23 protein-coding genes are annotated in these 25,374 nt (G+C 41.4%); 17 read left to right on the top strand and 6 right to left on the bottom strand.

Annotated elements, in window-relative coordinates; translation table 11 throughout:
* The first annotated feature begins 1 nt into the window (after position 1).
* Genes AB685_RS00940 through AB685_RS00930 form a run of 3 tightly spaced genes read left to right on the top strand, consistent with a single transcriptional unit; the run spans position 2 to position 3,376 of the window.
* Entirely contained in the window at positions 2-1,138 is a 1,137-nt protein-coding gene (locus AB685_RS00940) for a DUF4350 domain-containing protein (protein WP_047968684.1), read from the top strand.
* Positions 1,135-2,064, top strand: coding sequence for a MoxR family ATPase (locus tag AB685_RS00935; protein WP_047968683.1), 930 nt, complete (start codon positions 1,135-1,137; stop codon positions 2,062-2,064). The genes AB685_RS00940 and AB685_RS00935 overlap by 4 nt, the downstream gene beginning before the upstream one ends.
* Complete coding sequence (locus tag AB685_RS00930) at positions 2,015-3,376, top strand: DUF58 domain-containing protein (RefSeq protein ID WP_082153453.1); 1,362 nt, start codon at positions 2,015-2,017, stop codon at positions 3,374-3,376. Before AB685_RS00935 ends, AB685_RS00930 begins: the two co-directional genes overlap by 50 nt.
* On the opposite strand, the gene AB685_RS00925 is transcribed toward AB685_RS00930, so the two are convergent.
* Positions 3,368-4,330: a stage II sporulation protein M gene (locus AB685_RS00925; RefSeq protein ID WP_047968682.1), complete on the bottom strand. Its 963-nt coding sequence runs from the start codon at positions 4,328-4,330 to the stop codon at positions 3,368-3,370. The two genes, AB685_RS00930 and AB685_RS00925, sit on opposite strands and share 9 nt — an antisense overlap.
* Positions 4,331-4,438: 108 nt before the next feature.
* Between AB685_RS00925 and AB685_RS00920 the strand changes: the two genes are divergently transcribed.
* From AB685_RS00920 to AB685_RS00905, 4 genes are all read left to right on the top strand, one after another.
* Positions 4,439-5,242 carry an RDD family protein gene (locus tag AB685_RS00920; protein WP_047968681.1) on the top strand — a complete coding sequence of 268 codons (804 nt, stop codon included), beginning with the start codon at positions 4,439-4,441 and terminating at the stop codon, positions 5,240-5,242.
* Between the two features lie 433 nt (positions 5,243-5,675).
* On the top strand, positions 5,676-6,659 hold the full coding sequence (locus AB685_RS00915; protein WP_047968680.1) for a nuclease-related domain-containing protein: 984 nt from the start codon (positions 5,676-5,678) through the stop codon (positions 6,657-6,659).
* 99 nt (positions 6,660-6,758) lie between these two features.
* Entirely contained in the window at positions 6,759-7,736 is a 978-nt protein-coding gene (locus tag AB685_RS00910; protein ID WP_047968679.1) for a ring-cleaving dioxygenase, read from the top strand.
* 167 nt (positions 7,737-7,903) lie between these two features.
* On the top strand, positions 7,904-8,707 hold the full coding sequence (locus AB685_RS00905) for a cupin domain-containing protein (RefSeq protein WP_047969668.1): 804 nt from the start codon (positions 7,904-7,906) through the stop codon (positions 8,705-8,707).
* 93 nt (positions 8,708-8,800) lie between these two features.
* Here AB685_RS00905 and AB685_RS31160 read toward each other — a convergent pair whose 3' ends face one another.
* The 3 genes from AB685_RS31160 to AB685_RS00895 form a co-directional block, all read right to left on the bottom strand.
* Positions 8,801-8,941: a hypothetical protein gene (locus AB685_RS31160; RefSeq protein ID WP_157860686.1), complete on the bottom strand. Its 141-nt coding sequence runs from the start codon at positions 8,939-8,941 to the stop codon at positions 8,801-8,803.
* Between the two features lie 115 nt (positions 8,942-9,056).
* On the bottom strand, positions 9,057-9,923 hold the full coding sequence (locus tag AB685_RS00900) for a DUF3307 domain-containing protein (RefSeq protein WP_047968678.1): 867 nt from the start codon (positions 9,921-9,923) through the stop codon (positions 9,057-9,059).
* A gap of 24 nt (positions 9,924-9,947) precedes the next feature.
* Entirely contained in the window at positions 9,948-10,694 is a 747-nt protein-coding gene (locus tag AB685_RS00895) for a hypothetical protein (protein ID WP_047968677.1), read from the bottom strand.
* Positions 10,695-10,973: 279 nt separating this feature from the next.
* Between AB685_RS00895 and AB685_RS00890 the strand changes: the two genes are divergently transcribed.
* The 7 genes from AB685_RS00890 to AB685_RS00855 all read left to right on the top strand — a co-directional run bounded on the left by AB685_RS00890 (position 10,974) and on the right by AB685_RS00855 (position 19,545).
* Positions 10,974-12,203: a YeeE/YedE family protein gene (locus AB685_RS00890; protein WP_047969667.1), complete on the top strand. Its 1,230-nt coding sequence runs from the start codon at positions 10,974-10,976 to the stop codon at positions 12,201-12,203.
* Between the two features lie 936 nt (positions 12,204-13,139).
* The gene (locus AB685_RS00880) at positions 13,140-14,732 is read left to right on the top strand and encodes a sensor histidine kinase (RefSeq protein WP_047968675.1); all 1,593 of its coding nucleotides are present in this window, start codon (positions 13,140-13,142) and stop codon (positions 14,730-14,732) included.
* A gap of 12 nt (positions 14,733-14,744) precedes the next feature.
* Positions 14,745-15,434 (top strand): response regulator, encoded by a 690-nt coding sequence (locus AB685_RS00875; protein ID WP_047968674.1) that lies wholly within the window; start codon positions 14,745-14,747, stop codon positions 15,432-15,434.
* Between the two features lie 4 nt (positions 15,435-15,438).
* On the top strand, positions 15,439-16,056 hold the full coding sequence (locus AB685_RS00870) for an NUDIX domain-containing protein (protein WP_047968673.1): 618 nt from the start codon (positions 15,439-15,441) through the stop codon (positions 16,054-16,056).
* Between the two features lie 467 nt (positions 16,057-16,523).
* Entirely contained in the window at positions 16,524-17,489 is a 966-nt protein-coding gene (locus AB685_RS00865) for a tripartite tricarboxylate transporter substrate binding protein (protein ID WP_047969666.1), read from the top strand.
* A 73-nt stretch (positions 17,490-17,562) separates the two neighbouring features.
* Positions 17,563-18,024, top strand: a complete 462-nt coding sequence (locus tag AB685_RS00860; protein WP_047968672.1) for a tripartite tricarboxylate transporter TctB family protein — start codon at positions 17,563-17,565, stop codon at positions 18,022-18,024.
* Between the two features lie 12 nt (positions 18,025-18,036).
* Entirely contained in the window at positions 18,037-19,545 is a 1,509-nt protein-coding gene (locus AB685_RS00855; RefSeq protein WP_047968671.1) for a tripartite tricarboxylate transporter permease, read from the top strand.
* Between the two features lie 172 nt (positions 19,546-19,717).
* Here the strand turns inward: AB685_RS00855 and AB685_RS00850 are convergent, their stop codons facing one another.
* Entirely contained in the window at positions 19,718-20,731 is a 1,014-nt protein-coding gene (locus tag AB685_RS00850) for a cytochrome d ubiquinol oxidase subunit II (protein WP_047968670.1), read from the bottom strand.
* Between the two features lie 12 nt (positions 20,732-20,743).
* Positions 20,744-22,075, bottom strand: coding sequence for a cytochrome ubiquinol oxidase subunit I (locus AB685_RS00845; protein ID WP_047968669.1), 1,332 nt, complete (start codon positions 22,073-22,075; stop codon positions 20,744-20,746).
* 367 nt (positions 22,076-22,442) lie between these two features.
* Here AB685_RS00845 and AB685_RS00840 point away from each other — a divergent pair, with 367 nt between their 5' ends.
* From AB685_RS00840 to AB685_RS00830, 3 genes are all read left to right on the top strand, one after another.
* Complete coding sequence (locus AB685_RS00840) at positions 22,443-23,663, top strand: tetratricopeptide repeat protein (RefSeq protein ID WP_047968668.1); 1,221 nt, start codon at positions 22,443-22,445, stop codon at positions 23,661-23,663.
* Between the two features lie 179 nt (positions 23,664-23,842).
* Positions 23,843-24,328, top strand: a complete 486-nt coding sequence (locus AB685_RS00835) for a membrane protein (RefSeq protein WP_047969665.1) — start codon at positions 23,843-23,845, stop codon at positions 24,326-24,328.
* Positions 24,329-24,597: 269 nt separating this feature from the next.
* Positions 24,598-25,236 carry a hypothetical protein gene (locus AB685_RS00830; RefSeq protein WP_128755779.1) on the top strand — a complete coding sequence of 213 codons (639 nt, stop codon included), beginning with the start codon at positions 24,598-24,600 and terminating at the stop codon, positions 25,234-25,236.
* Positions 25,237-25,374: the final 138 nt, after the last annotated feature.

Raw genomic sequence — 25,374 nt, 5'->3', positions numbered from 1 at the left:
TTTGCAAAGTTCTGCAGCTAAGAAAAGAGGTTGGATATGGCTCGGTCTATTATTTTTTCTATTCCTGATCTGCATCTACCTTATATTATCCAAACAGCCACAGGAATTTTCACCATATGATTCCGAGTCACCTTCTCCTAGCGGCATCAAGGGATTCTACAACTATTTGGATGATGAAACCTCTGTTGTGAACAGATGGGAACAGTCATCCAAACTACTTCCCCAATCCCAAGAACGTCAATTGTTGCTGATGGTGGAACCATATTTCACACCGGACACAGAAGAGATGGAAGCGTATATGGAATTTATGGAAGCGGGTAATACCATCTTTTTATTGAAAAGCAATCCGAGGGGATTTTTTGATATTCGTACCACGTTTATAGAGATGATGTTTCCTGAACAAACAGTTTTTGATTCAACCGAAACGAGTTATGAAGCGGATATCCATTCTTCCGTAAGAATAGAAGAATCGATGGATGATGAGGTTCTGCTTTCTGATTCTCACGGTGCTATTGCTGTGAAGCGGGAATACGGGGAAGGCGCCCTTATTGTTTCATTGGCACCGAACTGGCTTATGAATGGCGAGATATTGGCTAAGGACCATCTTCCTTTAGTGCTTGGACTTTTACAAGGAGATGAGATGGATTATACCACCATTCTCTTTGATGAGTACAATCATGGAGAGACAGGAACATCATCTATTGATGTCTATCAGGCTTGGTTCTTGCTTCTACTTTTTCAAGGTCTATTATTGACGATTCTATTGCTTTGGATGCTCGGTAAAAGGTTTGGCCCTATTTCTCAGCCACGTGAAGAAACGGTCCGGTTCAGTGATGAGAGCATCCGGGCATTGGCAGCTTGGCATATTAAGGGAAATGCGTATCACGATTCCCTGGAAACCCAGGCTGAGTATGTAAAATACATACTGCAGGAAAAATGGGGAGTACCTTTCAATAGGGATTGGAAAGATTGTGCTGGGATTCTTCATAGGAAATGGAAGACAAAGGATAACGGGAAAATAGATTTATTTTTGCATCAGTTAACGATGGTGTTAGGAAAAGATAAGATTTCGAAACAGGAATATATACTCTGGTCCAGACAACTGGATACATTACGAAAAGAGGTGGAAGAGGGATGAAGCCGGAATTAGCATCTCTACTTGAGAAATATGAGGAAAGAATACTGGGACAACAGTTGAATGTAAGACTTCTCCTAGCTTCCGTATTAGCAGGTGGGCATGTATTGTTGGAAGGTGTGCCTGGCACGGGGAAAACACAGATTGTCCGTACACTCGCAACTTTATTGGGAGGTACATTCAACAGAATACAGTTTACCCCTGACCTGTTGCCAAGTGATATTACGGGAAGCTCCATTTACAATATGAAGGAAGGGACTTTTGAAACGTTGAAAGGCCCCATATTTACAAACATTATGCTTGCAGACGAAATAAATCGGACCCCGGCCAAAACCCAGGCGGCATTGCTTGAAGCAATGGAAGAGAAGCAGGTAACCATACAAGGGGAAACTTACCCTTTGCCAGGGGTATTTTTCGTAGTGGCAACTCAAAATCCAATTGAGTATGAAGGGACTTATCCGTTGCCAGAAGCACAGCAGGATCGCTTCCTTTTCAAGTTAAATATCGATTTTCCAAGTCTTGAAGAAGAGACCGCCGTTCTGAAACAGGTAATAGGCAAGAAATTCACCCACACTGATGTCCAGCCCGTCTTGGACATGGAAACCTTCCTTTCCATAAGAGAGGAAATACAGCAGGTCACACTTAGTGACAACATCATGGATTACATCATGCAAATCGTCAGAAAGACACGTGAATCGGATTCCATCCGCTTTGGAGCAAGTACACGTGCTGCAATATCAATCGGTAGAGCTGCCCAGGCGTGGGCTTACTTGAGCAACCGGAACTATGTAACGCCTGATGATATAAAAATGGTGACAAAACCGGCTTTGCGACACCGGATACAATTATCGCCTCATATGGAATTGGAGGGAGCGACTGTTGAGCAAATCATTGAAGAACTTGTGGGGTCGATTCCTGTTCCGAGATAAAGGTATTTTGCCAACAAGAAAACTGATACTGCTACATGCTTTACTTTCTTTTACCTTTATCATTGCCAGCTTTTTTGTTGCAATTTCCTGGCCGGTCATCTTTTTGCTAAACGGATTTTTCTTTCTCTTCAACTTGGTGGACCTTGTATTCTCTCCAAGTAAAAAAGCAGTGAAAGTTGCAAGGGTTCTACCTGCAGAGATGGAGCGCGGCATCACATATCCTGTTCAAATTGTAGTGGATAATTCAAGCGACCAGGACATGGCTTGTGAGTTAAAAGATGGAATCCCACAGTCTTTTACCAGGCCGTTTCCTGTAAGAGGTTCGGTCGGGAAAGGTTCTAGAAAACAATTCACCTATGATACGGTCGCACCGGTAAGAGGCGACTATAAGGTAGATAAACTCTTTTTACGGTATAAAAGCCGAATCGGTTTGTGGCAAAAGCAACTAGTGGTGGAGGAGAGTCATTCCGTTAAAGTGATTCCTGATATGACGGAAACCAAGCAGTATTTGGAGAATGCCCAAAGATTTCTGATTCATGAGGGTGTTAATATCCGCAAACAAAAAAGCGGGGTCGGTGAGTTTGCAAAAATCCGTTCTTATGTTGTTGGTGATGACCCCCGGAAGATAAATTGGCGCCAGACTGCAAAACTACATGAAGTCATGACAAATGAGTATGAACCTGAACATGGGAAGTATATTACGATACTTGTAGATTGCGGAAGGATGATGGGGGCCGAGCTCAAAAGTGGGAATCGCTTGGAAAAGTCACTTGAAGCAGCCTTAACCGTTGCGGCAGCGGCTCTGCAAAAAGGGGACTATGTCGCTGTACTGGCCTTTTCCAAGAAAGTGAAAGCATATATACCACCCGCAAAAGGGATGGCACACTTGCAAACCATCTTAAAGTCGATCTATAACGTCCAAGTTGACGCAGCAGAATCCAATTATGCAGAAGTTTTCCAATATCTACAGCTTGTACAGAAGAAACGAAGTCTCATTCTTTTGTTCAGTGATGTTAAAACATTTCTGCATGAAGAAAGCGTCCTTATCTACTTGAAAAGAGTCAGACAAAGGCACCTTTTCTTCATGATTGGTGTCGAGGACGAGACATTGGTGACTAGGGCAAAGGCAGCTGCCAACAACCTTGAAGAAACCATGGTGAAAAGTATCGCTCAACAGCAGCTCCTCATAAAGAAACGTGAGAAATCAAAATGGGAAAAACAAGGCCTCCTGATGATGGAGGCCCGTGAAGAACGGCTTGCTACAGCCGCTGTATCCCATTATATTGACACCATAAACAGAGGTTTATTGTAGCTGCTCTTTATGCAATCTGAATTTACCTAATACCACATAAAGAATTAGACCGACGACCGTCAAGCCTGCAACTAAGTATTTAGCCTCTAACGGTATTGCAGCAGGGGTAATGAAACCTTCAATTATCCCTGCTATTATGAATAACGGTATTGTTCCAAGTAACAACTGGACAGAACGCTTGGCATTCACTTTCAGTTGGTAGCCTCTTGAATATTCTCCAGGCACGAACAGCTTATATCCCATCAGCAGGCCCGCACCACCAGCTATAAAAATCGCTGTCAATTCGATCATTCCGTGCGGAACAATGTATGCCCAGAACTCATACGTCATACTATGGTGCCAAAATAATGCGGCAATGGCTCCTACAATGATACCATTGTAGATTAGTACATAGACTGTCAGCAAGCCAAATGTAATCCCACCGGCAAACGCAAGAATTGCAACTTGAATATTATTAGTCAAGATACTGGCAGACATTACTGGCGCATCCTGCATCCCATCACTTGTACCAAGCTTATCCGGATCAATGCTTTGTGCCATATCAGTGGAAAGAATAGAATACACATAAAGAGGGTCTTGCAACACGGCAAAGAATGCCCCAAGCCCTCCAAAGGTGAATAGCAGCATGGCAACTACCACGAATTTCCACTGTTCATATAAAAGACCGACGAATTTATGTCCGAAAAAATCTCCAGCCTGCTTCCAGCTTGTAATCTGATCTTTATAAAGTAGATTATGAGATTTGGATACCAGACCATTTAAATACGATGTCACTTCCTCATCCGGAAAGTAGGTCTGACTATAGGACAGATGTTGTGCTGCTTTCTGGTAGAGACGATGAAACTTTTCCAGATTTTCACCCGATATATTTTTTCTTTTATGTAAGTCGGAAGCAAGCTGTTCAAGCTCTTTCCATTGATTACGATGCTGTTTAATAAATTGTTTGACATTCATTCTTATACACCTCGTGTCTGATTTCAGCAATCTACTTCATTATAGTAATATTGTAGAGAAATAGAAACACTTCTTAGTTAAATTTATCCATAGAAAGAGGGAATCATCTTGAACACAGAACAAGTGGATATCAAAACTCCCGAATATGTATCCTTGCAATTCCATGCAGCAGGCCTAGGCAGCCGGGCAGCAGCATTCATTATAGACTCGCTCATCTTGATCGCCATCAACATTCTCATTGTGATAGCACTAATATTCGGACTTAATGCCAGCTTATTCGATTATTTCCAATCGGACATTCCATCCTATCTGTTTGCAGGTGTCATCATTCTAATGTTTATTCTGAACTGGAGCTACTTCTTCCTGCTAGAGTATTTTACAGGCGGACGAACACTGGGTAAAAAAGTGCTCGGAATCCGCGTCATTCAGGAAAACGGCCACAGCATTACCTTGCTGTCCAGCCTGATACGAAACTTCCTGCGAATCATAGATATGCTGCCTGTCAATTACCTAGTTGGAATGCTCATGATCTTTTTCCATTCCAAGCACAAACGCCTCGGAGACCTTGTTGCCGGAACGATTGTGGTACATGAAAGAAGAGGAAAGAAGAAAAAGAAGGCTACGAAGCTAGACAAACTGATCGCTGAGAAAGGTCTAAGTACAGAGGTTCGTCTGGTGGATGAGTGGGCTTTGAAGCCACTCGGGGCAAAGGAATGGAAGTTGCTGAAGACATACGCGGAACGTTTTGAATCCTTAAGCACAGATGACCGCATCGTATTGACCCGAAAAATAGCCGATATCCTATTTCCGAAGATCGGACTTGATCCGACGAGTAAACATTATGATGAGTTGGAAGATATGCTACTGGTGCTTTATCTGCAGATGAAGGAAGAGTGGGAGTATGAGTTGTAGGTGGGGGTGAGTTTCGAGATTGTAGTGGTGGGGGGAGCGGCGTTGGGATAAGCGTGTTGGCTAGGTTCCGGTCGGGAGGAGAGCCTAATTTCCGGGATACGCCGCTTTTTTCACTGAAGGGGAGATTGGAGCATTAGAACTTCGGTTTTCGTTTTTATTAGAAACAACAAATTAGAGTTTTAGGTGGTGTAAGTAGTAGCATTTTAAGGTGCCGCCGAATTGTTCTTTGTTTTCGCTGAAATAAATTCATTTTCGCCGGATTATGTTTGGAATCGCTGAATTAATTCTATTTTCGCCGGATTAATTTCAAAATCGCTGAATTATCCATATTTTCGCCGGAATGAGAAAAACTGATAAAAATCATCGTGTGATTCGGGACTAAATCCCTATAATGATGTATAATTTACTACACACAACTGATTGGAGGAAGAAAATGATACTTAAAACGAGAGAATTACCTCTCAATATACTAGTTTTAGAAGCTATTGAAAGACGACTTGAAAATGACCACCCAAAAATGCCTCGAGTTAAAGAACTATTAGCTAAGTACCGAAAAGGCCACAAAGGCGAACACTCCATTGATTACCCTTTAAGCATCATCCCAGAAAAGGAAAACCTCATTCTCCATAACATCCGCTTACAGTTCCAAAAACTTCATTTTCAGATTGACACTTTACTTATTTGCTCTCGTTTTATTCTATTGTTAGAGGTGAAAAACATTGGTGGCACCATATTTTTCGATAGGAAATTCAATCAACTTATTCAAACATATCACGGAAACGTTAACAGTTATACATGTCCAATTATTCAAGTTAGTAACCAAGAAAGACTTCTCCGACAGTGGTGTGAACAACACAATTTTAATGAAATCCCCATAATTTCCTTAGTAGTAATTAGCGATCCTTCTTCAATGATTAAAATAGATCCTGCTGATAGAACTACTTTTCAAAAAGTAATTCATAGTCATTACCTACCAACTAAGATTGAACAGCAAAAAACCATTACGAATAAGACCGTATATTCTTTGAAAGAGATGAAAAAGCTGGCACGAACATTAATAAAACACCACAAACTTAATACCACTCATATCCTTCGTTTGTTAGATATAGACCCCTCAGAAATAAAAACTGGAGTACAATGCCCAATCTGTAGTTACATCCCTATGGTAAGAAATAATGCACTATGGCATTGCGATGAGTGTCTACACAAATCTAAGGATGCACACATACCAGCCTTGAAAGACTTTTTCCTTATTTTCAATGAGACAATTACAAACGAAGAAGCAAGAGAGTTTTTGCATTGCTCATCACCTGACACCATCAAAAGGATTCTCTGCTCTCTACAGCTACCAACTTCAGGAAAAACAAGATCCAGAAAGTATTCTTTAACAACCCTAATTCACCAGCCGCCAATTTGACATCCACCTTAAACCACGGTATAATTATCTCGAATTCAAGATAATTAATTTCAACCCAAAAATACAACAAACTCAATCATATAAAGGGGAGATCCTCAAATGAACGGACTTAAAGGTATCCATCACGTAACAGCCATAACCAGCAGTGCAGAAAAAAACTACGAATTCTTCACATATGTTCTTGGAATGAGACTTGTAAAGAAGACGGTAAATCAGGACGATATTCAAACGTATCATCTGTTTTTTGCTGATGATACAGGAAGCCCGGGGACAGACATGACTTTCTTTGATTTTCCCGGTATTCCAAAAGGAAGCCATGGAACGAATGAGATTTTCAGAACCGGTTTCAGAGTTCCCTCAGACAAAGCATTAGTATATTGGGTAGATCGTTTCGACCGATTAAATATAAAGCACGATGGCGTCAAAGATCAGTTCGGGACAAAAACCCTTTCATTTGTTGATTTTGACGATCAGCAGTATCAACTTGTTTCCGATGAAAACAATAGGGGAGTAGAGTCAGGCACACCATGGCAGAAGGGGCCAATTCCATTAGAAAATGCGATTACCGGTTTAGGACCTCTACACATTCGTGTGGCAAACTTTGACTACTTCAAGGAAGTATTGGAGAAAGTTTTGCTATTCAAAGAAATTGCTCAAGACGGGAATACTTATTTGTTTGAGGTAGGAGAAGGAGGCAACGGGGCACAGATTGTTGTGGAACACAATGCGACACTGCCTCAAGCTCAGCAAGGATTCGGAACAGTACACCACGCAGCTTTCCGAGTGGACAATCGAGCTGTCATTGATGAATGGGATGCCAGACTGAAGGGGTTCGGCTTTAACACATCAGGACATGTGGACCGCTATTTCTTTGAGTCCCTTTATGCACGGGTTGCCCCTCAAATTCTATTCGAATTTGCAACGGATGGTCCCGGATTCATGGGAGACGAGCCATATGAAACATTAGGTGAGAAACTTTCTTTACCTCCGTTCCTCGAACCTAAGAGGGAACAAATCGAGAAGCTTGTCAGACCAATTGATACAGTCAGAAGTACAAAAGACTTTAAAACAGAATAAGTTTTTAAACCAGCCTATCTCTATTTCACGAAGAGATAGGCTTTTTTTGGTTTATCGCTTTCGTCCAAACAACATGCTAACTGACCAAAAATTAACCAACCATCCCAAAGTACATTCCCAAAAAAACTGCATAGGATACCTTAATGAAATTTGAAGGGGTTGAAGGAATGTATTATCATCCAAATATGTATCCATATCTATACCCAAATAGTGTGAATCCGACCGTCTATAACTACGCAAGAAACAATTACCTGCCATATGCTAACACGTTTAATTCCTACCATTTTCATAACGGTCATCGAGCGATTGAGTTAACGGATTATGGGCCAAATCCTTTTGTGGCAGATATAAATGAAGCCACCTTGCAAAACAATTCGTTTCGTACCGCTTTATGGACGGGAACACAGTTTCAGATCACATTAATGACCCTGAATCCTGGTGAAGATATCGGTTTGGAAATGCATCCTAACGTGGATCAGTTCCTGCGTTTAGAACAAGGACAGGGAATGGTTCAGATGGGTGAAAGCAAGGATAATCTAACCTTTGAGAGAATGGTATCGGATGACTATGCCATAGTGATTCCGGCAGGCACCTGGCATAACCTGACCAATACTGGTAATACTCCGCTCAAGCTTTACTCGATATATGCCCCTCCAAATCATCCTTTTGGAACGGTTCATGCTACTAAGGCAGATGCGGAGGCTGCGGAAGCGGCTAAAGAGAATGGAGAAGGGCCGCCTATTATTGATGGAAAGACACCGGATGAATGGGTCCAGTACACAGAATTCTTGGTCAAAGAAGGATTAGAGGATGTGAAAAGAGGAATAAATGCTGTTCACATCCTACAAGAATTCGTCCTGATGGGGGTTCTTGTAGGAAAAGGGTATTCCCCTCAACAAGCCTATGAGACCGTAGAAGAGTGGGAGCGAACGGGAGAATCCAAGCTTCTTCAGCAAAGCAAAAATATGTAGCATGGAAAAACAGCACCGTCAAAAACGGTGCTGTTTCCCATGCCAGCCCTGAAGGATACTTACAGGGCTTTTAAATAGTGGAGCATAAATCGATTAGTCAATCAGATCATCCAAGCGGCGGGCTACTCTCTTAATGACTTTCTTGGCCATTTTTGCTCGTCTTTCCAAGAAATCTTCGCCCTCTTCGATCAGGTTTTCCCCTAACCTTGTCACAAAACGGTAATAACGTAACATGTTGGTCACCCCCTTTGTTTCTATCATATGAAAGTTGATAGAATTGGACAGGGTGTTTACCTGCTTTCTATTAATTTATTTAGAGTCTATTAATTTCCATTGTTAATTAGGAGAGTCATCCGAATAGCACAACCTTCAAAATTACTCCATAAATGATCGCCAAAAGGAAGGAGGTCAGGGTTCCGAGCAGAAAATACTCTGCCCAATCCCGGTCATCCATCTGCTTGAACCTGGTAAGAGATTTAGCAGCAACAATGAACCCGACTGCATGAAAGGACCCCATGAGTATCAATGCGACCACCAGCAACCTTTCCAAATAGCCGATTACTTTACCGCGCGAAAGATCCTGGTGTTTCATCACCATATAGGTATATTCTTCCGACATGTTTTTTTCACTATTAGGACTGACTGCTAAATCGCGCAAGGTGTATTTACCTTCAAATAAGGAGATATGCTTGGTCAGGGACCCCAGCATGATGCGAATTAGATGTCCTGTTACCGTGGTACATAGGATGAACATGATTAGGATGAACAAGAGACTGTTTGCAAGCCCAAGCTCCGGCTGTACTCCTTCAATTAATTTCAATGTTAACAGCAACTGTTGAAGCAATTCATTCAAATCTACCTGTAAAGTAAAATAGCAAACTGCCAAAATAGTAATGATATGCAAGACCTGATCACCTATGAACAGTCCCAGATTCCAAGTGTTTCTCTGTGTCCATCTTGCACCTTTCTCCTGTAGGGCAATTTTCGAGAAATCGATAATCCCATGAAAAATCACCAGGAGAACGGAGGGTATTACCACTTCATTCAAGAAATTCTGTCCTTGTATGAAAAACAGGATGCAAAGGGACAGGAACATTATTACCGCGTGGTGGGATAGGTGAAGCTTGAAATATCTTCGTTTATCCTTCACCATTTTCTCTGTCTGAAGATAAAAATCAGCTACCATATGAGCTAAGATAAGGCACAGGACAATCATTTAAACCGCTCCTAACTTTCCAGTTCACGAAGAGATAATTGTGTTGATATTCTGATGAAGCTGGTTTTTTATCGTTTTTGTCAATTCTTTCGTAATATTGTTCGGATAGTTCCCTATAGTTTTCGCTTCCATTTGATCTAGCGTTTCCTGGATGGTCTTAAGGGTTTTCAATATTATCTCACAATTCCCTTTCTTGTAGTGGCTGGAGATAGTAGATGGAGACTTATTTACTAGTCCTGCTATTGCTTTTTGCTCATCGAGTATGGCGAAAAGCTTCGTTATCAAATGCTGTAGCGCGGTTTGTTCGCTCATTAATTTATGCTGGTAAGCCAATAATAAGTTTGCCATGTCCAATGATGCGCTTGGCATTATCTCATCCTCAGGTAACAACAGCATGGACGGCCTTTGAGTAGAATGCTTTATTTTTTCATTCGCATTCCGTGCAAAACTCATTAATGGATGATTCCATTTGTCGAGATCAATATTCTTAATGTCATCCTCAACCATACCAAAGGTAATACCGAAATAGGGCGGCTGTTCTCTGTGCTTCCAAAGTTGGCTGATATAAAAAGCAACCGTATAGGCAGTAGAAAAGTGGTCGAATATTCCTACAATCTCGTCACCAAGTCGATGCTTCACTTTTGTACTGGGTAAACCTCTTGTCCATGTTTTTGTAATACTTTCCACTTCCTCGAGATAACCCGTTATTTCATTCCAGTTCTTTGTAGAATTAGTAACATCCATTATGAATATGGAGATTGGCTTTTTCATTTATTCACAATCCTTTCAAACGCCGCTACATGATAGTATCTTCATTCATTGTATTTCAATTCGACTATATAATCAACATGTAAGAAATTCGATAGATTAATCGAATTATAGATAAGTAGATGAAATGGTCAAATTTTTTTAAGAAATATAGAATACAAGCTAGAAGGTTTACAACCATGTCGAAAAAAGTTATCATAGCAACTAATATAAATTCCGATAAAAACAATAGGATAAGGTGTGATTGAAGTGCCGTACACAACTACAACTACTGAACATACAATGTACCAGGAAAAATCGAAAACAACCATTGTGACAAAGTTAAACCCTATACAGAAACCATTTTTAACACTTGGATTGGCAGCAGGAATTCTGTTACTGGTTGCGATAATTGCTACCACTGATTGGGTACAGGGAACTCTCTATATAATAGGGGTGGCACTGGGTATTACGCTGTTGCATGCCAGATTCGGATTCACTTCCGCATTCAGAAGACTGATATCTGTCGGAAATGTTCAAGGCTTGCAAGCACATATGCTGATGCTTGCAGTGGCAACAACCTTGTTTGCCATCATTTTAAGTACGGGATTCAGTTTTACAGGTAACACACCGACCGGGTATGTATCTCCTGTGGGAATAAGCGTACTTTTAGGAGCATTCCTATTCGGGATCGGCATGCAGCTCGGAAGTGGCTGTGCATCGGGGACATTATACTCAGTGGGTGGGGGATCCTCCTCCATGATATTGACACTGATTTCCTTTATAGCAGGTTCTGTTATCGGTGCGTATCATTTCACGTTCTGGATGGAAGAAACTCCAGCTCTTCCGCCAATTTCAATCGCAGAGTCGACAGGCCTTGGATTCTTTGGGGGATGGGCGGTTCAAATGGTTATATTCGCAGGTATCTATTGGATTACCGTGCAAATTGCCAAGAAAAAGAACCCACCACATATGAAACCTCTAGCGACAACGACAGGTTGGAAAAAGGTGGTTCGAGGTTCCTGGCCATTATTTGCGGCTGCCATTATACTGGCACTGCTAAACGCCCTGACGTTAGCTGTTCGTGGGAACCCTTGGGGCATCACGTCCGCATTTGCGCTATGGGGAGGAAAAGCCCTGATGGCAGTAGGGGTGGACGTATCAAACTGGGGGTACTTCGCAGGAGTAAATGGAGAGGCCTTAACCCAGACCGTGCTTGCGGATTCCACAAGTGTAATGAACTTTGGGATTATACTCGGGGCTTTCATTGCAGCTACTGCGCAAGGTACCTTTAAACCTAAGAGAATAAAGCCCGGCATAGCAGGGGCATCCATTATAGGAGGCCTACTGATGGGGTACGGGGCACGACTTGCATACGGGTGTAATATCGGAGCGTATTTCGGCGGTATTGCCTCCTTCAGCTTGCATGGCTGGGTCTGGATGATCATGGCAATGCTCGGTACACTCTTGGCTCTATTTATACGACCAATGTTCGGATTGAAAAACCCCAAGCCAAAAGACTCAGTGTGTTAACTATTTTAAAGCGACTCGTAAGCCGGGTCGCTCTTTTTTATGATAAGAAAGCATAAAATTCTGTTGATCTCCGTTCCAGGCGCTTCGCTTTCCAGCGGGCGGTCCGGGAGCCTCCTCACTCCGTTGGAGGCCACTGAAAAACTGGAAATCCTATAATTTATGATGGTTTCTAGCTGTAGATTGGAGCAAAAGACGTAGACTCCAGCGGGGGAGTAGCGACAATCTTGAGACCCCGCAGCGAAGCGAGGAGGCTCAAGGTCGCCCCGCGGAAAGCGAAGTCTTTTGCGGAAATCAACAGCGGTGTTTTAGCAGAGCTTAAAATTAAGGACTTTTTCAGTGGCCTCCTCCGTTGCGGGGTCTCCCCTGTCCCTTCCTCCCGCAGGAGTCTGCGCGCCTTCCACTGCAATCAACAAGGTATTTTCGTTCACAGAAAGGATAACTAAAAAATATTTAAATGTGGTAACTGAAATAGATTTAACGTATTGTTCTTCTATGCTTCTAGCTGTGGATTGGAGCAAATAGCGTAGACTCCTACGGGGGAGTAGCGACAATCTTGAGACCCCGCAGGCGATCGGTAGCCACGTGGAAAGCGCAGCTATTTGCGGAGAGGAACAGCGGCGATTAACCAAACAACTAAAGTTTTTTAACTTTATAAGGACCGGGCGGTTTTTGCCTGGTTTTTCTTAGAAGAAAAATAGTAGAAGCAAGGAACGAACCAAAGGACTCGGGAAATAAAATAAAGAAAATTATTCGAATTATAATCGATCATTATTCTAGAAAAGCATAGCGATGAAACCATATTATATTGGTATTATTCCACGAAAATAACGAAAGTATTTGGCGATAAATAATTTCCCGGACGTTGATAAGTGTCAAAATACATAGAATATTGAAGACGATTATTATAAAATAAGAAGAACTCAGGGGGAGATCTGGATGAGACTGAATAAAAAGCCGGTGCGTCTGCAAACGAAGATAATTATCCTAATTGTGACGTTACTCATCAGTATTATAGTGTTAATATGTGGCGTGTTTTTTTATCTGGAGATGAAAGAACTCAAAATAAATACAGGCAACCACGCTCTCCAGATGGCCAAAACCATATCCTATATGCCAGTAGTATTGGAAGCGATGGAATCGGATAATCCAAGTGTATCGCTCCAACCCTTGGCATTAAAAATCCAAAAGGAAATAGATGCACAATTTGTGGTTATAGGGGATACGGAAGGCTTAAGGTACACCCATCCTGACACCGAGAAACTTGGACAGCATATGGTAGGTGGGGATAATAAAAGGGCTTTGGAAGATGGAGAAGCCTATATATCTGAAGCAACAGGCTCACTAGGGTTATCTATTAGAGGGAAAGCCCCTATCTTCTCGGAAGATGGAACGATCACCGGGGTAGTATCGGTCGGTTTTCTAATGGAAAATTTAAAAAGCCGGATGGAAGAAAAATTGCTGGAAATATCCTTAATTGCCCTATTGGCAATCAATATCGGAGTTTTTGGAGGTTATTTACTGGCAAGGAACATCCGGAAAGATATACTTGGTCTGGAGCCCGGTGAGATTGCTGCCCTGTACAGGGAAAGAAATGCAATCCTCCAATCCGTCAAGGAAGGAATCATAGCCGTTGATTCTAACGGCTATATCACCATGGTTAATCCTTCAGCTCTTGAAATATTAGAGCTTGGGGAAAAAGAGCTGGTACATAAACGGATAACCGATATAATGCCCGGTACAGATATTCTGGAGGTTGCCCGGACAGGGCATGCACAGGAGAATAAAGAGATATTTTTATTTAATAAGGACATCATCGTAAATAGAATTCCTATTAAAGAAAGAGAGAACGTCGTAGGAGTGGTCTCAAGTTTCCGTGATAAAACGGATATGAAAAATTTGCTTCACATGCTTGTTGAGGTGAAGAAATATTCGGAAGAGCTGCGAGCACAGACCCACGAATTTACAAACAAGCTTTATGTCATATCAGGCATGTTGGAATTAGGAAAATATAAAGAAGCTTCCGACTGGATTCAAACGGAATATAGGGTTCACCAAGAGCAAAATGATATTCTCTTTGATAGGATAAAAGACGAAAAAATTCAAGCAATCCTTCTTGGGAAGCTCGCTGTCGCATCCGAAAAAAAGATACTACTTCAGCTTGATGAGGGAAGTTCGGTTCAAGAGGTTCCTTCTAATATAGGATTTTCCAGTTTAGTTGCCGTTGTTGGTAATCTGCTAGATAATGCCATGGAGGCAGTTGAGCAGAAAGAGGACGGAATCGTATCCTTTTTTGCTGTTGATTATGGTAACGATCTAATCTTGGAGATAAGTGATAATGGACCTGGTTTTCCATCTGGGACACTAGACCATGTTTTCAGGAAGGGATACAGTACCAAACAAGACGATCAGCAAAGAGGATTCGGGCTCGCTATCGTGAAAAAAGAGGTAGAACAACTGGGGGGAACGGTTGAAGTCCACAGATCCTCGGATCAGACCACGGTCTTTACTGTTTACCTTCCAAAGAAGTAAGGGGGTTGTAACATGATAAAAGTAGCGATTGCAGAAGATGACTTTCGGGTAGCCAACATCCATGAACAATTTATAGAAAAAGTGGAAGGAGTACAAATGATTGAAAAGGCACTTAATGCCGCTCAAACGATAGAGCTCCTTGCTAAAGGGGAAACAGACCTTATCCTCTTGGATAATTTCATGCCAGATGAATGCGGCGCTTCACTGCTTCCTGTCATCCGGCAGAGATTCCCTGAAGTGGACGTTATCATGATAACTGCTGCAACAGAGAAGGCGGTGGTAGAAGCCTCTTTGAAGTACGGCGTGATAGATTACCTCATTAAGCCAGTTACCTTTGAACGGTTTCAACACGCCATAAAAAAATACCTTGAAAGAAAAGCCTTTATTCAAAAGAATAAATCTTATAATCAAGAGGTGATAGATCAGTATTTTCATAGAAAAGGTTTACCTGAGGATGAGCCCCAAAAGGCACCACTCCCAAAGGGGATTGACCAATTGACCTTGAGGAAAGTGGAAAAACTGCTTCTTTGCAATCCCGGAAATGGTTGGACCGCTGAACAAATAGGAGAACAGATGGGGGCATCGCGGACAACGGCAAGGAGGTATCTTGAATACTTGATTTCTATGGCTAAAGCAAAAGCTGAGTTAGAATACGGTATGGTAGGGAGACCTGAAAGAAAATACTATAGTATAGGAAAATGAGACAATGGAACAGTTAAAGGTTTTTAATAAGGATAGACAGTATATAGGTATTGCATCAAGAGATGAGATCCATCTAAGGGGCCTGTGGCATGAAACTTTTCATTGCTGGATAATGGCAGAGATAGATGGCAAGGAGTATCTCTATTTTCAACTGAGAAGCCAGGAAAAGAAGGATTATCCTGGCTTATTGGACATAACAGCAGCCGGGCACCTGTTATCACATGAAAAAGTGGAAGATGGCATCAGGGAGGTAGAAGAGGAAATAGGTATCAAAGTCGCCATGGATGAATTGACTTATCTTGGTGTCATTCCCTACGAAAAAGAAATGGAGGGTTTTATTGATAAAGAGCATGCACATGTTTATCTGTTGAAGCGTTACATCCCTTTTAAAACATTCATCCTGCAAGAAGAGGAGGTGAGCGGGATTTTTCTTGTTCCATTCTATGAATTTTACCAGCTATGGTTTGGAACTGAACAGCATGTGTCAATAGAAGGTATGCAAGAAGAAGAGAACGGTGAAAGAGTAAGAATTTCCATGAGAGTGGACAAAGGAATGTTTGTTCCGCACAGCGATTCCTTTTACAGGGCAACATTAGATGCAATAAAGTCGTGTAAGGATTAAATGCATAATAAAGAGGTTGTCCTAAGGGGCAGCCTCTTTATTTTAGGGTCAGTTTTTATGAATAAGTTCATGATGGATTTTGTCGGAATATGTAGATTTATTGATATATCTCAAGTTTTATTGATATCACCCTTAGTTTTATTGATATATCTCAAGTTTTATTGATATATTTCAACATTCGTCGATATCACCGCTACTCTCTCTTGATACGGTTCCCCTAATCTATGCGCGCCTCGTGATTTTCACGATTTCCTCCCCCGTGAACAAAATGAACAAAATAACATATATTTCTTTTATGCCGTTTATATTGTAAACGGTTACATTTATGTGAATATTCTTTACAATCACTTACAAGACAAGGCTCCAAACAAAAGAGCCAAATCTAATAACAGATAACAACAGCAAAGGGGAGTTTTAAAATGAAAGTGAAAATGAAGAAAAAGGCAAGTATAGTCGGTTTAACCTTAATGTTGTCCTTTACAGCAGCATGTTCCAACTCAACAGGAGGAACCAACCCGGATGGTACCTGGTCTCCGCAAAAGCCGATTGAAATGGTGGCACCGGCTGGGGCAGGAGGAGGATGGGATACTACTGCAAGGATGGTCGCTCAGACGTTTGAGCAGGAGGAAATAATTGATAAAAGAATGCCGGTCGTAAATAAACCAGGTGGTGGCGGTGCAGTTGCATGGTCTTATATCGCGAAAAAAGAGGCCGATCCCCATCATCTGTTTGTTTCTTCCCCTCCATTACTATTAGTGCCGCTTAACGGGCAATCGGAGAACACGTATAAGGATTTCACACCGATTGCAAATGTTATCGCGGACTACGGTGCTTTTGCCGTCAGGGCAGACGCAAAATGGAACGATTTAAATGAGTTATTTGACGATATGAGAAAAGATCCTTCTAGCATTACGGTAATCGGAGTTTCTTCTCCTGGAAGCATGGATCATATCCAGTTCGTCAAAATAGCTAAAGCAGCAGGAGTGGATATCAGCAAAATCAAGTATGTTTCCGAGCAAGAGGGGGGAACATTGACTGCCCTGCTAAACGGGAGTGTTGATGTCTATTCTGCTGGTACGGCAGAAACTGTGGAGCAGGTGAAAGCAGGGAAAATCAAGGTGCTTGGCATAACGGCAGAGGAACGTCTTGAAGGGGAGGTACTCTCAGACTTCCCAACTGCAAAGGAACAGGGAATTGATGAAACATTCGTCAACTGGAGAGGGTTCTTCGGGCCTCCTAATATGGATGCCGCGGCAATCGACTACTATGTGGATAAGTTCACAGAGTTGAACGAATCCGAGGCATGGGATGAAATAAGAAAAAAATACGGCTGGAATGAGCAATTCATGACAGGTGAGGAATACCAGAAATTCCTCAAAAAAGAGAATGAGGAAATGCAGGCCTTGTTGGATGAATTGGGTCTTGGAAACTAAAGATTAATAGGTGGATCCGCTAGCCTCCAGATGAGGGAGCGGCTCCTCTATAGAATGGCGGGGATTAGATATCATGCTATTAAAACCGATAAATCGTAAACTTGGGTTAGTCTTAGCCGGCATGGCAGGAGTGTACTTGTTTTTAAGCTACCAGATTCCAAGTTATCCTTATGCGTTGGTCGATGCCGACGTAGTACCTAAGGGACTGGGTTTCCTACTTTTAGTATTGTCCGTTCTTCTATTTTTACAGCGAAAAACAGAAACAGATCAAGAAAAACAAAAGCGATCCATACCAATAAATGAACTATATATCCTGTTAGGTGTTGCAGGATTCATTTTAATATATATCTTTTTCCTTGAAATTGTGGGTTTTGTAATCATGACTTCTTTGTTCGTTTTTACATGTTCTTCATTTCTTGGTTACAAAAAGTATAAAACAAGTGCGCTTGTGGCAATCATTTTTTCTTTGCTCTTGTATTTTCTGTTCAATTATTTGCTCCTTATTCATTTACCACCAGGAGTGTTACCATTTTAGGAGGTGAGTCAAATGGGTTCAATGGAGGGTCTTTTTTCCGGCTTTCAGGTTGCCTTTAGTATTGAAGGAATTTTATTTGTATTTTTAGGTGTGTTTATTGGAACATTCATTGGGATGATGCCGGGTCTCGGACCTATCAGCGCCATCGCCATCATGATTCCTGTGACTTACAGCATGGACCCAGCACTTGCATTGGTCATGATGGCAGGCGTGTATTATGGGGCAGTTTTTGGAGGCTCTTCATCCTCCATACTTCTGAATGCACCGGGTATTTCCGGAACAGTTGCGACTGCATTTGATGGATACCCTATGGCACAACAAGGGAAGGCGGGAAAAGCATTGGCCATCGCGGCCATCGCTTCCTTTACAGGAGGTACGATAAGTGTTATCCTCCTGATGCTCTTCACTCCGTTACTGGCTTCTGTGGCTGTCGTTTTCGGACCCGTGGAGTATTTTGCATTGATGCTGATGGGACTGACTGCGATTTCGAGTTTGTCTGACGGTTCAACGGTAAAAGCAATGATTTCAGCAGTATTGGGATTCATGGCGGTGACGATCGGTATAGATGCGCAGACAGGAACACAGCGGTTCACTTTCGGGAACATCAATCTTTTAGAGGGAATTGACTTTCTTGTAATTGCTCTTGGATTATTCGCACTGGCAGAAGTTTGTATCCTAATTTTCAACCGCAAAGACAGTTCTGGCGGAATGAGCGGGAACATCGGCAGTCTGAAGCTATCACGAGAAGATGTAAATGAAATGAAGGGGCCAGTTACGAGGCAGTCCTTCCTAGGCTTCCTTCTAGGTGTTCTGCCTGGGGCAGGGGCGACCATCGCTTCATTTATTGCTTACGTGACGGAAAAGAAAATCGCAAAAAAGCCAGAAGAGTTCGGGAAGGGTTCTATAAAAGGTCTTGCTGCACCTGAAGCAGCAAACAACGCAGCAACAGGCGGGGCCTTTGTACCTCTGCTCAGTTTAGGCATCCCGGGGTCAGGAACGACAGCGGTCCTGCTTGGTGCCTTCCTTGTTCTCGGTATACAACCAGGTCCGCTACTCGTACAGGACAATCCAGAAGTGTTCTGGGGCATCATTGCCAGTATGTATATAGGTAATGTCTTCTTATTGGTATTGAACCTACCGCTTATCCCATATATCGCTAAAGTCCTGAAAGTTCCAAGGCCCTTGCTGATATCTTTGGTCATCATGTTCAGTCTTATCGGGGTATATGCGATCAGTTTCAATACGTTTGATTTATATATATTACTATTATTCGGAGTTGCAGGGTTTCTGATGAGAATCTTCTCCTTTCCAGCAGCCCCGTTCATTCTTGCATTCATTCTTGGGGGGATGATGGAGCAGGCTATGCGCCAATCGCTGACCATATCCAATGGTGACTGGATGGTTTTTCTAAAAAGCCCTATCTCTGCTACATTGATAGCTATAGCTTTATTGTCCCTTATTATACCGTTATTAAAGAGGAAACCTGCATTGGTTTCTGAGGATAAGAATCTGGACGTATAAACTCCCTATTATACAAAAGCTGCCCTACCAAATCACTGGTAGGGCAGCTTTCTTGTTTGATTAATATTTTTCTTTTCCTTTCGCTCCCCATAAGAACAAGAGGAAAATACCGGTTGTCACAATCAAAGGTGAAGCATACATGATTAAGAAGTTTTCCATCGAATAGACCTCCTTATTTTTTTCCCTGAACGTATTTGTTGTCAAAAAGGAACAAACGCATCAAGAGATATAATGAAGGAATCAGTAAGCAAAGTCCTGCAATAAAAGCGGTGATAAGCGCAATGGCCATCGCCTCATTCGTGAATCCATCATATATGGTCAGATACGGATATAACAGGTACGGCATATGTGATGCCCCATAACCGAAGAAAGCAGTTGCGAACTGAAGCATTACCAATATGAACGCTACACCGAGATGTTTCCTTTTCCACATAAGATAAACCGCTCCGAGAAAAAAGAGGAACGAAAGACTGAACATCCAGGAAAGCTCAAGCATTTTATCAAAGTGTACCGGATTATGGTCGCTTAAAGCGAAGAAAACGAGAACACTGGCCAAAATGGTTGGAAGGCTCCAGTTCAGCGCATACTTTCTTAATACCTCAAAAGCTTTTTCATCACGTGCTGTTTTGGCGTAATATGCCAGAAAGTAGGCAGAAATATAAAGAACACTTACTAATGCCAGAATGACAACCGCCCAGGAATAGAAGCTGGTGAACAATGCCGCATAATCAAGCCACACCGTATCCTCATACTTGTAGATGAAGCCTCCCTCTGAAATCGTCAGCACGACAGAAAGGGAAGCAGGAATCATTAAGCCGGTTGCACCATATAACGCCTGGTAAAAGGTGTTCCCTTTTTCTCCGTAATGGTGGAATGCATAGTACGACCCGCGAATTGCTAACAATACAATGGCAATACTGCCCGGCACCAATAGTGTTGTACCATAGTAATAGGCTGTCGAGGGAAAGAACCCTACTATACCGATAAAGAAGAATACGAGAAACACATTCGTTACCTCCCAGACAGGGGAGAGGTAACGAACGATCACTTTATTAATCAAATGATTCTTCTTGGTGATTGTAGAGTAGTAGCTGAAGAACCCAGCGCCAAAATCAATCGATGCCACAATCAAGTACCCATAAAGAAATGTCCACAATACCGTAATTCCAATCACTTCATAGCTCATTCGTCATCCTCCTTACTCCATGCCCCTGTCGTGAAGTTCTTTCTCCACCGGGTTATTTTTGAACATTTTCCTTAACACTGTCGCACATGTTGTACAAAGAACAATGTAAAGGAGAACAAATAGGACAATCATCAGATCAACATGCTCTGAGGTGGTTGCTCCTTCTTCCACCGTCATATAACCCACGAGAAGCCACGGCTGTCTTCCAAGTTCAGCGAAGAACCATCCCATTTCGATTGCCAGGAGGGACAATGGTCCACCTGCCACAATTGCCCATAGCAGTGGCTTATTCCATTCATTCCATTTCCTGACCTTCGCAAACAAGACATATAGGATGGATACCAATGCAAGGAACATGCCAATTCCCACCATCATGTCAAAGAAGTAATGGACAATAAGTGGAGGGAGCTCCTCTTCTGGAAATTCTTCCAACCCTATAACCTCGGCATCTGGAGTCCCGTGTGCCAAAATACTTAAAGCGTACGGTATTTCCAATGCATATTTAACACTATTATCTTCCTGCAATACCCCACCTAGAATAAGAGGAGCTTCTGTTGATGTTTCAAAATGCCATTCGGCGGCAGCTAGTTTCTCAGGTTGATATTTTGCAAGATACTTACCGGAAAAGTCCCCGATCAACGCGGTAGAGATTGCGAACACCGCCGCTGCAGTCATGGTAAGATGCAATGCTTTTTTATGATAAACATGGTTTTTTCCTCTAAGTATTGCAAATGCTGCTATCGCCGCAAGTAAAAAGGCGGTCGTCAGATAGGCGGATGACAATACATGAGCAACCTTTGTAGGGGTTGCAGGGTTGAACATCGCCTCTAATGGGCGAATGTTTGTAAGGACGCCGTTCTCGAGGTCAAACCCTCTCGGTGCATTCATGAACCCGTTTACTGTAGTAATAAAGAAGCCGGATGCAGTTGCTCCAAGGGCAACGGGAATCAATATGAGAAAATGATAGATTTTCTTTTTGAAACGGTCCCAAGTATATAAATAGATACCAAGAAATATAGCTTCAAAAAAGAAGGCGAACGTCTCCATGAACAATGGTAGACTTATCACATGTCCCGCCATTTGCATAAAGTTAGGCCAGAGCAAACTCAACTGAAGGCCGATTGCGGTTCCTGTCACCACCCCGATTGCTACCGTTATAACAAACCCGCGGGCCCACCGTCTGGCAAGAAGGCGGTAATGTTCATCATTCCTTTTTATCCCCATCCATTCCGCCAATAAGATCATGAGGGGCACCCCGACACCGACTGTAGCGAAGATGACGTGAACCGCCAAAGTTATACCGGTTAAAATACGACTATATAAGACCGGATCATATTCCAACATCCATACTCACTCCTTTTTCAACACACAATATAGTTCATCAAATTATGTTCTCTCTCATTATACAATAGTTTGCTCAATACTTCACAATATAAAGGTGATGCAAACTTCCTTTTAATTATATTCCCTTTACAGGTTAAGCAAAACCGGGTAATGGCTTTTGTTTATGACATCTTTATGGCGAAGATACGGCTAAATTGTGACAGTGGGAATATAGCTGAATCAGGAAAAAAAGTGGACTAAAGTTGGATAACTTTAAAACTAGTAGTCTGGAAATATTATAAAAAACGTAGAAACTAATGGAAAGTTGTATAAATATGCTGTATAAGGTGGTAAAATATTCTTATAATTCACACAAAGGGTGTTGGCGATGAATAGTATAAATAATCATATCACTGGCCGTTCTAGGAATAAATTCCCTCTAAACTATAGTCTTGATCATGGAATCGTTGGCACTGATGAATTATCCGGTGAGTTGAATGAGAGTTCAAGAATCCATTCAGCCAGAAATATAAAATCTCCGCTAGAAGAGCTACTGTACTCCATTTATGATTTAACGGTAAATCAAGATAAAAAAGCCGCAAGAGAGAAGTTAACTTACTTGAATAATGAGTTCAACATAGGCAAGGATGACACCGACCCGGATATCTTCTTGTTTTATCTTGTGGTTAAATTGAAATATTGCATATTGATTAATGATAAGAAGCTCTATGAACCTACATATAGACAGATTAATTTATTATCTACTAGTTTAAATTCCTCTATAGAATATATTCATTACAAAACACTGGGCATCTATTATTATAGAACAGATAATTTTCTTCAATCCACACTTGCACTTGATCATGCCCTTACTTTAGCTAAAAAACTCCAGACCATTTCAGCTGAAGATAAAGCAGAATTATATTATCAGGTCGCATTAACCAAGCTAAAAACGAGCGATACGTTTAAATCCATCTTTTATGCTGAAACAGCACTGAACATTTACCAGGGCCTTTATAACAATAAGCGGTCGGCAGAGTGTCATGTAATATTGGGTATCAATTACAACTATTCAAAACGGTTTGAATTGGCTGAGAAACATTATTTATCTGCCAAGAACATTGGAGAAAGCATCCAAGATAAGTACCTACAATCCATGGCATTAAACAATCTAGGTGAGATTAAGTCTCATTTGAAACAATCAGAAGAAGCCATATTCTATTATTTGGAATCATTGAAATTGAAAAGAGAAGAGGAGAGAAGTGTATTTTCTATATTGGGTCTTGTAGAAGAATATTACTTCTTGAACCAAACAGAATTCTCAAAGGAATGGGCAGAGCAAGGACTTTCTTTAGCCCGGAGAACCAACTTAAAAGAATACATCATTCATTTCACTGCTCATATCTACCTATTGGAGAAAAGCGACAAAATGGAAACATACATCCTAAAACAAGTACTCCCCTTTTTCAAAAGTGCAGGTAATGAAAGGTACACCAATAAATACACTGAGATGTTAGCTGAATATTATTACGAAACCAATCAATTTAAGTTAGCTAGCGACTTTTACTACAGCTGCTTACAAAATATCAAGACAAGATTGACTTATTGATTATGAAATCTTTGACAAAAACCCCGAATCTTACATAGATTCGGGGTTTCTTATTGATACTAAATACTAGGGATATTGGTTCAGATTATTTTTTTTTTGCATTTTCTAGTTTGATTTTTGAAATTCGGGTATTTAAGCACTATTTAATTCTATTTCTAAATGAAAAGGGCGTGCTTCTATTGTTCGGCTTCAATGATTTATGGAAATTCTTTTTATCTTTTTTTCTGGTATTGCCTATAGTCACCATTATCCATGAAATGGGGCATTATTTCTTTGCCAAGCTTTTTGGAGGCAAGGTAATTGTCCATATCGGGACAGGAAATGTACTATTTGATCTTGGATCGATCCGCATCAGAAAGTTATACTTTTATGACGGATGGTGTGAATATATTTCATTAGGCAAAAAGGCACTAAAAGTAGAAAAAGCACTTGTCTATCTAGGTGGTTCAATTTTTAATATTTTGTCTATTCTAATTCTGAATAGCCTTATTTTGAAAGAAGTACTGGAGCCGGGCATCTTTTTCTACCAGTTCACTTATTTCTCATTTTATTTCATTTTCTTCTCCTTATTTCCGATTAATCATTTGAACGGTTGCCCAAGCGATGGAATGGCCGCTTTAAACATTATTACGAATAAACGTTTTGATAAAAATCCATCAAATTAAAAGGCTCTTTTCTCAAAGATTGTTGCTATTCTCTAGTGAAAAGTCGGCCTTTGGATTTTTCACAGCTAATCTATTTTAAAATAGGCATGTAGTTTACTCTGTACACCCAGGAAAAGAGCACGACAGTAAGGAATATAACGGTTAGTTGATAAATACGAAAAAGCAACAAAGTTTACGAAAACAGCCAATTAAAAAAAGTATTCTAACCTTATCGAAAGTGGAACATAATGTTAGGGAAGGTCTTTACTTTTATTCTGGGAAGTGATGGTGTGAATTATTTAAGGTTGAGTATCGGGCTTTTCTTCATTATTTTGATGATTGGTTGTACACAGCAGGAAAACACAAAAGGTAATACGGTTGAAAACCATTCACCAGAACAGGTGGATGAAAAAGAACAGGAGGCGGAATTACTAACAGCCAAAGAGACCGCGGCTCAAATTGTGCGCTTATTAAAGACGGAGGATTTTGTCAACCTTAGCAAACTTATCCATCCAAGCAAAGGAGTGCGTTTCACACCGTATGGTTACATCAAGGAGGAATCCGATCAGATATTCAAGCAGACAGAAGTACAAGGCATATGGGAAAGTGAAACTGTCTTAAACTGGGGGGAGTATGACGGTACAGGCGACTCGATAGAACTGACATTCAAGGAGTATTATAAAAGGTTCATTTACGATGCGGATTTTGAAAATGCGGAGGAAATTGCGGTAAATAAACAGCTCGGTCAGGGTAACAGCATTGACAACAGTAAGGAAGTCTATCCTGGGTCAACGATTGTAGAATTTCACTTTCCAGGTTTTGACGAGAAGTATGAGGGAATGGATTGGAGGAGCCTGCGGGTAGTGTTGGAGCAAGTGGACGGTAGATGGTATTTGATCGGTGTCATACACGACCAGTGGACAATATAGCAATCTAATCGAAAGGAGGATTCTTATGAGAAGAGCCTCCTTTTTGCTTTTCCATGACATTTGTCATTAATCCAGTATGACACTTATGACTGTGTCTTCATCATGGATATAGAGTAAAATAGGTTCGAAAGATAAAAT

The organism is Bacillus sp. LL01, assembly GCF_001037965.1.
Note: the sequence above shows the minus strand (reverse complement) of the source record. Positions and strands in the feature narration are given on the sequence as shown.

Coding starts and splice junctions, on each gene's coding strand:
- AB685_RS00935 (WP_047968683.1), top strand. CDS start 1,135: ATGAAGCCGGAATTAGCATCTCTACTTGAGAAATATGAGGAAAGAATA.
- AB685_RS00860 (WP_047968672.1), top strand. CDS start 17,563: ATGCTATTAAAACCGATAAATCGTAAACTTGGGTTAGTCTTAGCCGGC.
- AB685_RS00855 (WP_047968671.1), top strand. CDS start 18,037: ATGGGTTCAATGGAGGGTCTTTTTTCCGGCTTTCAGGTTGCCTTTAGT.
- AB685_RS00895 (WP_047968677.1), bottom strand. CDS start 10,694: ATGAAAAAGCCAATCTCCATATTCATAATGGATGTTACTAATTCTACA.
- AB685_RS00845 (WP_047968669.1), bottom strand. CDS start 22,075: ATGTTGGAATATGATCCGGTCTTATATAGTCGTATTTTAACCGGTATA.
- AB685_RS00890 (WP_047969667.1), top strand. CDS start 10,974: ATGTACCAGGAAAAATCGAAAACAACCATTGTGACAAAGTTAAACCCT.
- AB685_RS00925 (WP_047968682.1), bottom strand. CDS start 4,330: ATGAATGTCAAACAATTTATTAAACAGCATCGTAATCAATGGAAAGAG.
- AB685_RS00840 (WP_047968668.1), top strand. CDS start 22,443: ATGAATAGTATAAATAATCATATCACTGGCCGTTCTAGGAATAAATTC.
- AB685_RS00875 (WP_047968674.1), top strand. CDS start 14,745: ATGATAAAAGTAGCGATTGCAGAAGATGACTTTCGGGTAGCCAACATC.
- AB685_RS00865 (WP_047969666.1), top strand. CDS start 16,524: ATGTTGTCCTTTACAGCAGCATGTTCCAACTCAACAGGAGGAACCAAC.
- AB685_RS00910 (WP_047968679.1), top strand. CDS start 6,759: ATGAACGGACTTAAAGGTATCCATCACGTAACAGCCATAACCAGCAGT.
- AB685_RS00900 (WP_047968678.1), bottom strand. CDS start 9,923: ATGATTGTCCTGTGCCTTATCTTAGCTCATATGGTAGCTGATTTTTAT.
- AB685_RS00870 (WP_047968673.1), top strand. CDS start 15,439: ATGGAACAGTTAAAGGTTTTTAATAAGGATAGACAGTATATAGGTATT.
- AB685_RS00915 (WP_047968680.1), top strand. CDS start 5,676: ATGATACTTAAAACGAGAGAATTACCTCTCAATATACTAGTTTTAGAA.
- AB685_RS31160 (WP_157860686.1), bottom strand. CDS start 8,941: ATGTTACGTTATTACCGTTTTGTGACAAGGTTAGGGGAAAACCTGATC.
- AB685_RS00905 (WP_047969668.1), top strand. CDS start 7,904: ATGTATTATCATCCAAATATGTATCCATATCTATACCCAAATAGTGTG.
- AB685_RS00850 (WP_047968670.1), bottom strand. CDS start 20,731: ATGAGCTATGAAGTGATTGGAATTACGGTATTGTGGACATTTCTTTAT.
- AB685_RS00880 (WP_047968675.1), top strand. CDS start 13,140: ATGAGACTGAATAAAAAGCCGGTGCGTCTGCAAACGAAGATAATTATC.